Here is a 14,912-nt window from a genome sequence, read left to right on the forward strand (position 1 = left end):
TCAGGGTCAGTTAGTTTTGCTTGAAGATAGTTGAATTATCCCAAAATCTCCTCTAAATGCTTTATAATACAAGGTGCTTATCAGCATAAAACTTAACTATAAAAGGAAAAATCCAACTTTTGCCCAAACAGTTTATCTGCGAAATCCGGCACCTCTGTCAAATATGATTTGCCATAGATTGAAGCGTATACATCTCCCATTCAATACGTAATTTTAAATGTCCCCTTCGTTGCATTTTGCACATCCCCAAAAAAACCGATTAGAGACAGAGCTCTAATCGGTTCTATAAAACGTTATACGGAATTGGTTCAGGTAGTGGAAAGATCTTACTTCAGTGTAAAATTTAGTGCTTTTGTATCCCGGGAGTTGAGACCGATTTCAAGTCTGAATTCGCCAGGCTCAGCTTGATATTCCAAGTCTGAATTATAGAATTTCAGATCGTCGACGGTAATTATAAAGCGAACGTTTTTTGTTTCGCCAGGTTTTAGAAAAACCTTTTGAAAATGTTTCAGCTCTTTTTGAGGTCGAGTAACAGAAGCCACCACGTCTCGCAAGTAAAGTTGAACTGTCTCCTCTCCTGCCATTTCTCCCTTATTCGAAACGCTAACAGTTGCTCTAAGTGTGTCGTTCTCCGATAGAACAGACTTTTCCAGTTGAATATCGCTCATAGCAAACGAAGTATAGCTTAAACCATAACCGAAGGGATAAAGCGGACTGTTAGGCACATCAAGGTAGCGACTGGTATATTTTACACCATCCCAAAACGGGCGGCCCGTAGTTTTCATACTGTAGTACACCGGCACCTGTCCCACCTTACGTGGAAACGACATGGTTAATTTCCCCGAAGGATTATAATCGCCGAAAAGGATATCAGCGACTGCATTTCCAGTTTGAGAACCCGCAGACCAGCACTGCAAAATGGCTGCACAGTTTTTGTTCTCCCATTCCAATGTAAGCGGCCGTCCTGTAACTAAAACCAGGACAACTGGTTTCCCTGTTTTTATAAGCTGTTGCAACAACGCTTTTTGAGAAGCCTGAAGATTGATGTCTGCAAAACTGGCAGCTTCGCCGTTCATCGCAGCAGACTCACCTAAAACGGCCACCACCACATCAGCAGATTGAGCAGCTTCTGTTGCCTGCTTAATAAGTTCCTCATTACTTTGCTCGTCCATTTGGTAGCCAATTAATTTAGCCATAGCTTCGTCATCCGTTAACCGGGCTCCTTTGGCATAGCTCACATAAGCTCGCTTTTTCAATCCTTCAAGTATAGTTGTCACTCGCGACTCGTCTCCATTAAGAACCCAAGTGCCCATGGCATCTTTCTTCGAATCTGCCAAAGGACCAACTACTGCAATTTTAACGCCTTCGTTTAGTGGTAAAATTCCACGTTCGTTTTTCAATAGCACTGCTGATTTATGTGCGGCGTCTAGCGCCAAATCCATAAATTCCTCCACATGCTGGGTGTCGGGTTGCTGATCTTTCAAACGGATGTAGGGATCGGCAAACAAGCCCAGTTTATATTTGGCTGCCAATACTCGCCGGCAGGCTGCGTCAATTTCATCCATAGTGACAGTCCCTTTTTCGAGCGAGCTTTTCAGTGTATTGACGAAGCCCTCGCTAACCATGTCCATATCGATGCCAGCATCCAATGCCTTTGCAGAGCATGTTTCGAGATCACCTACACCATGAGCACCCATTTCGCGAATAGCTGTGTAGTCAGTTGCAATGAAACCATCAAATCCCCAATCCTTGTGCAGCACATCATCAATCAGCCATTTATTAGCTGTTGCTGGAATTCCGTTAATATCATTGAAAGAAGTCATGACCGAGCCTACCCCCGCAACAACAGCAGCATGATAAGGAGGCAAGTAGTCCTGAAACATCTTAATCTCACTCATGTCCACTGTATTATAATCGCGGCCGCTTTCAGCAGCACCATACAATGCAAAGTGCTTTACGCAGGCCATTACTGCATCGGGTTGGGCCATATCCTCACCTTGAAATCCTTTCACCATCGCCTGGGCAATTAGTGATCCCAAGTAAGGATCTTCACCGGCACCTTCGGCAACGCGTCCCCAGCGTGGATCACGCGACACATCAACCATGGGTGAAAACACCCAGTCAATTCCATCGCTGGCGGCTTCTGTTGCAGCTGCACGAGCAGTGCGTTCAATCAAGTCGGTATCCCAACTACACGACAGAGCCAAAGGAATCGGGAAAACCGTGCGATGTCCGTGAATAACATCCTGTGCAAAAATGATAGGAATGCCCAGCCGCGATTGTTCGACCGCTAACTTCTGAATTTGCAGCCGTGTTGTTTTCGATTCAATATTGAAAAGACCACCAACAAGCCCGTTCTTCACTTTCTCGCTGACTCCAGTGTTTGCTGCAGCTCCAGTTTGGAGGCTACCATCCCAGGCCAGAAGATTTAGTTGGCCTAACTTTTCATCTAATGTCATCTTCGACATCAAAGAATCAATAAATATTTTTTGATTAACTAATCCATCTGCGTCACCTACAGCCGCCCAAAGGCAGATCGGACATAAAAAAGCCAATAAGATGAGCGATGACAATCGTTGACTACCCGTAATTTTCATGTTCTGCTATTCTTTTGAGATTATCACCGGCCTAATGCTGAAAAATTTCCGGATACTTCCGAATAAAATAAACCGGCGTACAACTCCACGCATGACAATAACTGTTGATTGGGAAGAAGTGATAAGGTGACAAAAAATCGTTGTTTGGATCATACACTTCCCAGAAAGTATCTGCACCTTTTTTAACCATTCCACCCCAGTAGTTCACCAACAGTTCTTTGGCTTTATCCTGCATGTTCGAATTAATCAAAGCCTGAATAAAATAGTGATACATATAAGGACCGCCCGGTGTAAGCGCGTCTGGTGTATTCAACACATTACTCAAAGCCTTTTGGCTTTGTTTTTCATTGAGTACACCACCCAAAATCATCCAAATTTGTGATGCATAAGAGATTTGCTGGTCGTCACCACAGGCAAACATCCCGGTTTTCGTGTTGTATAAATTAGCCAGAGCGGCCTTTTTCATCCTTTTAATCAAAGCCGGAACTTCTGCGATCTCATCCGTGTTTTCCAAAGCTTCAGCCAAGTCGTAAGTTTCGCTTAAAGCAAAAATCATCAATCCCTGAATGGCCGCATTTTTATTCAGTCCGTCTTTCCAATCGAAGAACAACCACCATTCTTTATTGGCCCTTTCGTAATCAACCAAACCGTCATCGCCCACATATTTTTTAATGATATCGAGCTGGCGTTTAGCCACAGGCCACAATTCTTGGGCTGTGGCTTTGTCATCAGTAGCAAGTAGGTAGTTCTTCAGTGTAACATTATACAGCAGCGAATAGTCCATTAAGCGCTGACCGGCTTGTGCATGAGGTTTCGGTCCTTCGAAGATGGTTCCCAGCACATAACCTTCATCATCACTCAAACCTGCCAGAATATAGAGGCAGCGTTGTGTTAATTGATGATTTTCGAACGAATAAGTATTGGCAAGCGACTCCAGAAACATGTCGCCAACCCACAAACGACGATCCCGCTTCGGACCATCTTCGTACACGGTTTGCATGCACTCTTTCAGAGTTTTTGTCCCTACCTGATCGATTTTTTGAATGAGCTCTGGTGTTGACGCAGCCAACGGTGTAGGATCTTTCGTGGCCGAGCTCATCGCATGAAACTGAATTTTGTTGAAGCGAAAGTCGAAATATTGAGAAGCCCCAAGCAATTCGATTTTCATATAGCGCCCGGAAATTCTTCGTTCCAACTTATAGGTAGCTGGTACCGACATGATAGTAACAACCTCATCTTGCAACCAAGCCCGGCTCAAGTCTCCTTTGTATGGATCGAAAGGTGTTGCCAGCTCGGCAGGCACCTCTCCAAAAGTAAGTTTTAAACGTACCGGTGCATCCGATGTTCCCCAAATAGTTTGCAGGTCGAAGGAAAAATAACCGGTGTAGTGATCGCCAAAATCAACAATCACACTTTTCAGTTGTCGGAATGAATTACTGTAAAGCGAATCAATGGGGGCTACTTTTCGGGCTTCCCAACCTTGAAAAGCATTCTCATTTTTCACCATTTCAACCAAAGCTGTTGGCTCAACAATCGTTTCGTTTAGCACCGGTTTCAAAGCTTCGGCCTTTTCAACCCATTTTTTTCCGTTAGGATAATAACTTTGAGCCATTGCCTGACCGGATACAAGCCAAAACAGGACAATGAACAATATTTGATAGTTTATCTTCTGCATAGTGTAATATTTCAGTGTGTAATTATCTCGTAATTAAAGGCTAACCTGCTTGTCGAGTGTTAGCGCTGTTCTCAAGCGAATATCTTCACACGAAGCACCAATGAGAACATCGTAAGTACCAGCCTCCGCAACCCAAGCTTTAAGATTCGGATCATATCCGGCTAGGTCTTCGGCCGTAATTTCAAATTTCAGGCTTGCTGATTCACCTGGTTTTAGCAAAGGTGTTTTAGCGAAATGTTTCAACTGAATCATTTTCGAGTCCTTCGATTTCAGGTAGAGCTGAACAACTTCATTTCCTTTATTTACCCCGGTATTTGTAACGCTTAGCTCAATATGGAATTGATTATCCGGAAGTGAAACGACAGAAAGATTATTGTAAGTAAAGTCGGTGTACGAAAGACCAAATCCAAATTCATAAGACGTCGCAACACCAGCTCCGCAATAGTATCTGTACCCAACTGACATTCCTTCTTTGTAATCTGCTGCCTGCGGATCAGTCGCTGGATCAGGGAAATAAGTAGCAGAAGGAACATCATCGTACTTAACAGGGAAAGTCATCGTCAGTTTCCCGGAAGGAGAAACCACACCGGATAAGATCTGAGCAATCGCGTTTCCGGCTTCCTGCCCGGGCTGCCAAACCAGCAAAATGGCATCAGCCTCATTTTTCCACGAAGCAGTTTCGATAACACCTCCGATATTCAATACAACCACCAACTTCTTTCCTCGTCCATGGAAGGCCTTGGAAAGTTTACGAATCATTTGTTGTTCAACATCGGTTAGCTGAAAGTCGTCCTTTACTTTGCGATCTGCAAATTCCCCCGAAGTTCGGGAAATAGTGAACAATGCAAGGTCGCAATCTACAGCGAATTGTTTAATATCGGCTTCACTCCAATTCTTCTCCTGCAACATAATATCCGGATCGAAATACGATTTCTTCTCCCCTATTCGCTCCTTTTCGTTTTTAACATGATCAGCATAAGCTTTCTCAAATACGTCCGGAATCATATAGGCTGAATTTTCAAGCCCTTGCTGAATTGAAATAGTATACGCGCTGTTTACATTTCCACTACCCGTACCACGCGAGATGGTCTCAAAGCTAGCAATGCCGAATGCTGCAATTCTGTGAATTGACTTATCAAACGGAAGCGTGTTTCCCTCGTTCTTAAGAAGCACCATGCCATCAGTAGCAGCTTGTTTGGCAACTTTAGCGTGCGCATCGAGATCAGGATCATCACTGTATTTATACCCTTTGAAACGGGGTGTTTGCTTAATTATTTTTAGAATACGGTCGATGTTCCGGTCAACCACAGCCTCATCCAAATTGCCGTTCTCAACAGCTTTGGCAATTTGTTCAGCGATATATTTGCTTCCCGGCATTTGCAGATCGTTTCCAACCTTTACTTGCTGGATGCGGTCACGACCGGCAAACCAGTCAGTCATTACAAAACCGGTAAAGCCCCAATCCTTTCTCAGGATAGAATCCAGCAAAACAGGATTCTCGGAGCAATAAACACCGTTGATTTTGTTGTAGGCCGACATCACCGTCCACGGATGTGACTTCTTCTCTGCTATTTTAAAGCCTTTCAGGTAGATTTCATGCAATGTTTTCTCATCGATATTCGCGTTGATCGACATCCGGTTCGTTTCATTATTGTTGGCTGCAAAATGCTTGATAGAAGTACCAATGCCAACCGACTGAACTCCGTTTACCATGGCTGCAGCCATTTCTCCGGAGACCACAGGATCTTCCGAGTAATATTCAAAATTACGTCCACCAAGCGGATTCCGGTGAATATTCAATGCCGGTCCCAGCAGAATGTCGACACCATATTCTTTGGCTTCGCTTCCCATGCAGACACCAACCTGCCGAACCAAGGCCGTATCCCAGGTACAAGCCAATAACGACTCAATGGGAAATGCCGTCGCATAAAATGTTTTCGAGGTATCAGGTCGAATTGGATCTATGCGCACGCCAGCTGGTCCATCGGCCAGTACGATAGCCGGTATACCTAAACGAGGGATAGCAAAGGTTGTTCCAGCAGCACCCGGCACTAATTTTTTGGTTTGTCCCACCACGGGAGGCTGCGAATCAAATAAGGTATCAGCACCTCCAAAACCGGATGGGTAGCCACGGGGGAAACCAGGATCGTCACCAACCAATAGTTGCGTTTTTTCCTGCAGTGTCATTGCAGCAATAACTTCCTGATTTGACGATTTTCCTAAGCGTATGTTTTGCCCCGAAGGCGAACAACTAACTAGAATTGCTGCAACTCCTGCAAGCACAATCGCTTTAAATTTTTTAGGCTTATTGGGTATTTTTGTGATTTGCTTCATTTTGAATGTTTATCTGGAGTATGTTTTATTGATTTAGCGTTATAGAACGACCAATTTTTCTTGTAACTGTCCCATTCTTAAATAGTAGACACCAGCACTGAGGAACGATAGATCCAATGATCCATTTCCGCTAACAAGCAGATCATAAACTTTTACACCTTTGGTACTGTAAATGACTAATCGAGTGTCATTTAGATTATCGATTGTATAATTCAACACGCGATCCTGATGCAGGGGATTTGGAAAAACACGTGATGAGCTTTTGATCTCATTCACTGCAGTGCTAATATCTTTCTTGCCCCAGTAATAAACTTCCCATCCGTCAATACCGGTTCTGTTCGCATTAATAGGGATGCTTCCCCCTTCCATCGAAACAAAGCCCCCTTTACCAAGCAAGGCAACACGTTTTCCGGCTAAGTCAATCCAGTAGAATTTTTCGGTTTCTCCTATTGCATCTTTATCGCAAGTCATGGAGCTGGTTCCGTTGTTCGAGCTCACATATTTATCATTACTTCCCTTTAGGGCGATCATCCCATCCCCGGCATCAACAATCAGAAAATATTTATCATCAGTCAAACTGGTGGAGTTGCAAGTCATGGCAGCATTACCATCCTCGGAACTGATATAGGTATTGTTATATGCTTCAAAACTGATGTAGTCGCCAATCCCGCGATAAGGGATTCGCTTCGTATTACTTCGGATCGTATCTATCAAACTGGCGTTTCTACGAAATTTGGAAGTCGCAAATTGATCCCACTTCTGCTTGATTAATTCCTCGCTATCCCAGTTTAAATCGGGTGTTGTATTGGTATTACCAAGGTACAGTCCCCAGTTCAGGTTTGATGTAATGTTTTTATAAGTCCAGTTCGACCAAGCCCCGTTAAAGCAGTTCATGCCATTCATCCATTTGCTCCACAAATCCAGGTTGTTCCAAAAGTTGTACTCACCGGCAAGAACAGGCGTATCCCATTGAAGTTGGTGCCAGGCCATATCCCCCAGAGCCCAGTTAATAAATCCGTTTTGCGAATCCCAGTTGTAATAGTCGGTATTGTAATAGTGAGCTTGATACAACATGTTTTCCCATCCACGCTGGCTTGGTGAATCAATCATGTCGAAGTTATAGAAAGCCTGGACTGAAATAATATGATCCGGATCAATTGCGCGCACTGCTTTGTATATCAAATCGTACATATCACTCGTGCTGAAGGATGAATTATTGCTCACCGGTTCATTCATCAAATCGTAAGCGCATACTGCGGGGTCACCCTTGAAATGTTCGGCAACAGCTTTCCACAGATCAATTGTCATCTCTTGAGATTCAGGATCATTCCATAGTTCATTGGTCGTTGCTTGTCCACTGGTAATATAGCCGTCCAAACCGCCGGGAGCACCATGCAAATCAAGCATGACATAAATTTCGCGCTGCGAACACTGCTCAACAACCCAATCCAATTGTTTAAACCCATTGGACTTAATTGTGCCATCGTTGTTCATCACCTCCATCCAATAAAACGGAACACGAACCATATTCATTCCCATGGCTTTAATGCTATCCAAATCGGTCGTGGTAATCCAAACGTCCTGATAGTAATCCCAGATTTCATCGGCCTTATCGACCCCAAATCGGTCATAAGTAGCATTTCTAACCGTGAAATCGTCGTTCATATAGAGGTAAAGCTCGGTAATTGACCAAGTATTTTCAGAGGTACCGGATTGCTTAATGCGGATATAGCGAGCCTCAACGGCACCGATGTAAACATCCACCACTTTTGTGGTTCCGCTTCCTGAGGCTATCTCGGTCCAATTGGAACCGTCAGTTGAAATCAGAATATTGTAATAGGCGGGAGACTCGCTTGCATTTTCGCCGGCCAACAAAGAAAGTTTGTCGAAGACGACTTTCTTCTGGCAATCGATTGTGACATACTGGTTGCTATTTGAGTTTTGTGTTGTTCCGGAGTTCCACGTTGTTGCTTCATCGCCATCAAGGATGTAGCTCAGATTGTCACCGGAAACCGTATTGGAATTTGTAGCTGTCCAGTTATCCCTGTTTAGCGAACCGTAACCAAGGGGGCCAATCCAATACTCCATGCTCAACCAGGATCCAAGGTTTGTTCCATGCAGAGCGACTACATCACCTTCGCCGGATTGGTTGCGAATATATTGCCCTGATGCTTTTAAAAAGTCAGACGAATCAAACTGTCCGTAACTTTTAGACACTACCAGAAAGGACGATAAGAGGAGAATTAAAGACAGAAAAGTTGATGTCGTTTTCATGATTAATTTTGATATAAGCTGACCATTTTCGATGCCAGGAGCATGAATTCGTATTGAATTTTCAGAAAAGACAAGCTTTTCAAATTCGGGTACAGCAAGTTTTAAGGAGAGCGATTATTGAGTTCAAACTCAATAATCGCTTTTTATTCGAATTAATAGCCTGTGTTTTGTTCGATATCCGGATAGATATTAATCTCACGTTCAGGTATCGGGAACAACAACCTGAAATCCTGAAAATTATAAGCAGTGCTGGGTAATTCAACACCTGCAGGATAGTAATAGTCTGTAGGATTTGCCTTGATCTTTTCAAACTGTGCAGACATAACTTCTGCAGCTTTTCCCCAACGCACCAAATCCGGCCATCTCTTATTCTCAAATGCCAACTCAACACGTCGTTCATTCATGATTGCTTCGCGCATTGTACTTTGGTCGGTAATATTCAGAGCGCTCAGACCAGTGCGAGGGTGTGCATGAACCATGTTCAGGTAGGTCAATGCCCCTGACACATCACCCTGTTCATTCTTAGCTTCAGCCAACATGAGTAACACTTCGGCATAGCGATAAACTGGCCAGTCATCGTTTGTCACCTGGTGTTGAACTGCACCATGAACATATTTCTTCACATAAGGAATATTGTCATATCCTTCACCGGAGTAAAACTGAACAGAAGCATCAAAACGGAGGTCACCACTTTCATAGGCTGCAATCATTTCAGGTGTTGGAGTGTTCCACCCACCATAACCATTCGTGTTTCCATTCGGGAAACCACTGATAACACCGGGGTTAGACAAAATCGGCAAGAAGTTATAAGCAAACATGCTATTAGCACCTCCCGACAAATCGTCGCTGTACTGCACCTCGAAAATCATCTCTGAATTATTCTTATTACTTGGATCGAAAATCGCAGCATAATCCGATTGCAACGAATATCCCGAGACATTACTCAGCGCCGTTTCTGCATTCGCCCATTCCTGCAAAACAAGGTAGGCATTTCCCAGCAAAGTATAAGCTGCTCCATTTGCGACATAACCTTTGGTCTGATTTGCAAACGAAGGAAGAATCTCAGCCGCTAATGTGGCATCTTCAATAATTTGATTATACACTTCTGCGACTGTAGCACGAGTCTGCAGTGTTTCATCGTAACTTGTAGGGGGAGTTGTAATTAATGGCACCCCTCCAAAATATTGCACCAAATCGAAATAGGCAAATGCTCTTAAAAACAAGGCTTGTCCTTTATAGTTGTTTCTGGCATCATCCGAGATATCAGCATCATCAACATACTTCAGAATCTGGTTGGCACGGCCAATAATGATAAAATCATTCTGATATTTGTTCGCCACCGGACCGCCATTTGAATCATCAATAAACTGATCGACATATTCGCGATCGGCATAACCTCTGTTCGAAGTATTGTAAATGAAGCCCGTATTATCCGAGCGCATCTCCCCCATCGACCAGGCACCGTAGTCAGCAGCTCCTGTTCCGTAAAGGCTTCTTAGCGGTACATAATTTCCTACAATAGCCAGTTGAAAGTCAGCTTCGGTAGCATAAAAGTCGCCAGCGGAAATAACAGTTTCCGGGTAAAGCGTCAGGAAATCGTCTGAGCACGAAGTCAGGCCCAAGCACACTCCCAATACCAGATATATTAATTTCTTTGTGTTCATATCAAATCTGTTTAATAAGTTTAGAAGTTTAGATTAACACCAAAAGTGAAAGTTCTCGGAACAGGGTAAGTCGTTGCATCAGCGCCTGAGTTGATACCACCGGCAGCTGAAACTTCGGGGTTGTTACCCGGGTATTTTGTAAACACAAAGGCCTGTTGAACACTTCCGTAAAGACGCATGCTTTTTAAGTTATTAATTCGCTTAAGTGGCATGGTATAACCTAAAGTAATGTTCTTAATCGTTAAATAACTTGCATCATAAAGCCATTGAGAACCAGCCCAGTCACGCTCATAACCGGTTGTACCTGATTTCACCTTACCATATTTACCATCTCCTGGATCTTCGGCCGATCTCCAACGACGATCTACTGCTTTGTACACATTGAAGTTACCGTCGAGGTTTGCAGCAAAACGATCCATTAGGTTGAAAATTTTATGTCCATAGGCTCCTTGACATACAATTGCCAAATCAAAATTCTTGTAGTAGAACGTGTTGGTTAAACCATAAATCGCTTTCGGAGCGGCACTACCCAAGACTGTTTTATCCCGGTCGTCGTTGTACACCCAACCATCGCCATCCTGATCTTTAAACTTAATGGTACCAACTTCGGCTCCCTGGCGGCCAACTGCATCAACTTCTTCTTGGGTATAATATAGACCATCCCATTCCAAACCATACAATTGTCCCAATGGCTGCCCGACCTTAGTAATCGTATAGTCTCCATAAATAGTCGCATTTGTTGTTCCCAGAGCCAAAGCTTTATTACGGTTGAAGGCAATATTGAAATCAGTATCCCATCTAAATTTACCGGTTAAGTTCTTTGTATTAACGGTAATCTCGTGTCCCCAAAGCTTTATTTTACCAACGTTGGTAATGAAATTATAGAATCCTGAAGAAATCGGAATATCAACAGTGTAAAGTAAGTCATCGGTAATTCTGCGGAAGTAGTCATAAGTAATAGAGATTCGATTGTCGAACAAACCCAGGTCGACGCCAAAGTCAACCTCCGTCGTGTTTTCCCATCCTAAATTTTCATTGTTCAATCCAGCCAAACTTTTTCCATTGGTAATTACGCTGTTTACCGGGTTGTTTGTATCAACAATATTAGCATACTGAGTATAATTACCAATATTATTATTACCGGTTACCCCCCAGCTACCTCTCAATTTTAAGAAAGAAATTTGAGGAACTGATGACATAAATTCTTCTTCGGAAACAACCCAGCCAAGCGATCCTGAAGGAAAATCGCCCCAGCGGTTTTGTGACCCAAAACGAGAAGAGCCATCACGACGATAAGCCAGCGATACGAGGTAGCGATTTTTGTAATTGTAGTTAACGCGACTAATCCAGGAAGCCAATGCCCAATCCTGAATATCGGTATTTCCGGTGATTGTTGTTGCGGCATTCAAGGTTTGCACCCGTGCATCAGGAAAGCCGGTACCATACATATATCCACTCTCTCCATGAGCCCGTTGAGCAGAATAACCAGCCAGAAGTTCGAAGTTATGATCGTTTATTGACTTTTTATAGGTTAATGTATTTTCCCACAACCAGGAATATCCATATGAATTACTGTGCGTTGCATAAATTCGGGAAGCATCATCAGGATTACCTGGGTTAAAAATACTACCTGCTGCTGCTGGGAAGAAAAAGTTGTTTACGTTATTTCCCAAATCAACACCAATCGATGATTTATACTTTAATCCTAAGATTGGCTCATACTCCATAAAACCCGTTGCCAGCAAACCAATATTCTTGGTTTTATTCTTAACAATCTGAACCTGGTTATACCAGTTGGGGCCTGGGGATGTACCTAAAGTTCCGGTTTCGCCAGTCGTCCCCGACCATGTTCCTGTATTAACCGGAATCGTTCCATCTTCGTTGATATACGGAGCCAAAGGCGAAGTTAGAATTGCCGACTGAACAATACTTGGTGAGTTGTACCAAATACCATCACTCTGAGGCGTATTGTTTGATGTAACTGTATTCGAAACATTCACACCAATTTTTACTTTCTCGTTGAATTTATATTCTGAATTCACCCTCAACGAAAATCGTTTATAATCGGAGTTTAGAAGGATCCCTTCCTGATCGAAATATCCGGCAACAACCGACGACTTAAACTTGTCTTTGCTGGTACTGTAGTTCACAGAATAATTCTGAATCATGGCAGCACGGGTAACAGCGTCAAACCAATCGGTTCCTTCACCATATTGATCCGGGTTCTGATACATCTCCGGAACATCCCATCCATTCTCCTCAAAAATCTCTTTTTTGAATTTAGCAAATTCACGTGCGTTCATCATGTCCGGGCGACCTTCTTCCGGCACGATCTGAACACCTGCATAAGCGCTTACACTTACGCTCGATTTCCCTAATTTAGCCTGCTTGGTGGTAATCAGAACAACACCGTTAGCTGCACGAGATCCGTACAAGGCAGTTGAAGAAGCATCTTTTAACACAGAGATTGACTCTATTTCATCGGGGTTGATGTTAGCGATATCGCCGGTCAACGGGAATCCATCAACAACATACAGAGGATCATTTCCGGCAGAAATGGAAGCCTGACCGCGAATACGAATTGACATTCCTTGACCAGGAATACCAGTGGTTTGGTTAATTTGAACACCAGCCAGCTTACCTTGAAGTTTTTGAGTTAACTGGGCGGTTGGGATACTTTCCAAATCTTCAGTTTCAACATTTTGAATGGCACCCGTAATGTTGCGTTTAGATTGTGAACCATAACCAATGGCTACAACCTCATCCAAACCAACAGCATCTTCTCTCATGACGACATTAATTTCGGTGGAGCTTCCTACTGTAAACTCCTGCGCCCCCATACCGACGAAAGAGAATACGAGTATGTTTTCGCCGTTTAGTCCGCCAATAGTATACCGACCATCAAAATCGGTAATCGTACCGGTTGTTGTGCCTTTTACCACAACAGTTACTCCTGGCAGTGGACTTCCTGCTACATCGGTCACCAAACCGGTTACTTTTCCATTTTGCTGTTGAAGAGCGTTGCCATTACGAACATTTACAGAGGGGGTAATAATAATCAGGTTTTTATCCGTAATCGTATATTTCACATCCTGACTTGAGAAAATTTCATCAAGCAAGGCATCAATATTTGCCTGATCAACATGAACATTAACTTTCTGGTCAATATTTAAGCGTTCATCCTGCAATAAAAATTTGTATGCTGTCTGTTCCTCTACCTGCTTAAGCACTTCGCGTATGGTAACGTTTGTTAGGTTTAACGAGAATTTTGATTGTTGTGAATATACTGTCGCTGAAACAGAGAGCGATAGTAGGACAACAAAAACGAATGTTAGTTTCATAATTCGTAAAAGCATTTTGACATGAGGACTCAAAAAGGACCTCACAATCCAGTTTTTTTTCATACTTTTGGTTGTTATTAGATTAGTAATTACCTACTGTTGGAGCAGTTAGGTGATAATTCATTTAAACCGCCATGTGTTGGAGCACCCGGCGGTTTTTTTTTAGTTTCGTTTGATTAAATAATGATTCCCTTCTTTTTTATAGTTTAAGTCACTTGCAAGCGATATAGCGTCCAGAATTTCTTCAACATTTTCAACATCGAATACCCCTGAATAGTGAATTTCATGGGCAATACTTTCAGGATAGAACTCAATGTCAACATTGAATTTACGTTCCAGTTTCCGGGCCAATGATCCCATGTTTTCCTCATGCAAATACATCTTGTTGTCGGTCCACGACGAATATTCACCGGGATTGACATTGGAAAGTAAAAATTGCTTTTTCTTCTTTTGGAAGGTCGCCATTTGCCCCGGCTCTAGTTTAATCTCTTTCATACCCGGGGAATTGATCCCGATTGAACCTTTCTGCAAAACGGTAAGTACTTCCGGATCCTCCTTGTAAGCTGAAACATTGAATTGGGTTCCGTACACCTTAATTTGAAAGTCCTTGACATCAACAACGAATGGCACATCGCTATGCGTTACTTCAAAAAAGCCTTCACCACTCAGTTTTACCTTTCTCGATTCTTTGCCAAACGTATTGGAGTACGATAGCTTCGAAAGTGAGTTTAACCAGACTTTAGAACTGTCGGGCAGGTAAACCAGGGTTCGGTTTCCAAGTTCTGTTTGAACAGCAATTACTGCATTTTGGGGAGTATTGCCAAGTTGCATCCAAGTGAATAATCCAATCATCAATAGCACGCTTGCGGCGATGCTTATGCCTGATGTCAGGAAGAGTCGTTTCCGATTTTGCTTCTTCGCCTCAAGCTTTCTGTTCAATTCAGCAAAAGCTCTCTTCTGATCAACCTTGTGATAACCTTGCAGGTTGGTCGATTCGTTCCAGATGGCTTTTACCTTTTCAAAAAGA

General features: G+C 43.1%; 7 protein-coding genes. All 7 read right to left on the reverse strand.

The window, feature by feature from the left end:
* Positions 1 to 326: 326 nt before the first annotated feature.
* Positions 327 to 2,597 (reverse strand): beta-glucosidase BglX, encoded by a 2,271-nt coding sequence (bglX, locus tag AC37HE_RS02270; RefSeq protein WP_500781152.1) that lies wholly within the window; start codon positions 2,595 to 2,597, stop codon positions 327 to 329.
* 31 nt (positions 2,598 to 2,628) lie between these two features.
* Entirely contained in the window at positions 2,629 to 4,272 is a 1,644-nt protein-coding gene (locus tag AC37HE_RS02275) for an alpha-L-rhamnosidase-related protein (protein WP_500781153.1), read from the reverse strand.
* 33 nt (positions 4,273 to 4,305) lie between these two features.
* Positions 4,306 to 6,606 carry a glycoside hydrolase family 3 C-terminal domain-containing protein gene (locus AC37HE_RS02280; protein ID WP_500781154.1) on the reverse strand — a complete coding sequence of 767 codons (2,301 nt, stop codon included), beginning with the start codon at positions 6,604 to 6,606 and terminating at the stop codon, positions 4,306 to 4,308.
* Between the two features lie 39 nt (positions 6,607 to 6,645).
* Complete coding sequence (locus AC37HE_RS02285; protein ID WP_500781155.1) at positions 6,646 to 8,880, reverse strand: cellulase family glycosylhydrolase; 2,235 nt, start codon at positions 8,878 to 8,880, stop codon at positions 6,646 to 6,648.
* Positions 8,881 to 9,032: 152 nt separating this feature from the next.
* Positions 9,033 to 10,544, reverse strand: a complete 1,512-nt coding sequence (locus AC37HE_RS02290; RefSeq protein WP_500781156.1) for a RagB/SusD family nutrient uptake outer membrane protein — start codon at positions 10,542 to 10,544, stop codon at positions 9,033 to 9,035.
* Positions 10,545 to 10,564: 20 nt separating this feature from the next.
* Entirely contained in the window at positions 10,565 to 13,885 is a 3,321-nt protein-coding gene (locus AC37HE_RS02295; RefSeq protein ID WP_500781157.1) for a TonB-dependent receptor, read from the reverse strand.
* 162 nt (positions 13,886 to 14,047) lie between these two features.
* Positions 14,048 to 14,912 (reverse strand): FecR family protein (locus AC37HE_RS02300; protein ID WP_500781158.1); only part of this gene is annotated, 865 nt, incomplete at its 5' end.

This window comes from Mangrovibacterium sp. (genome assembly GCF_059905295.1).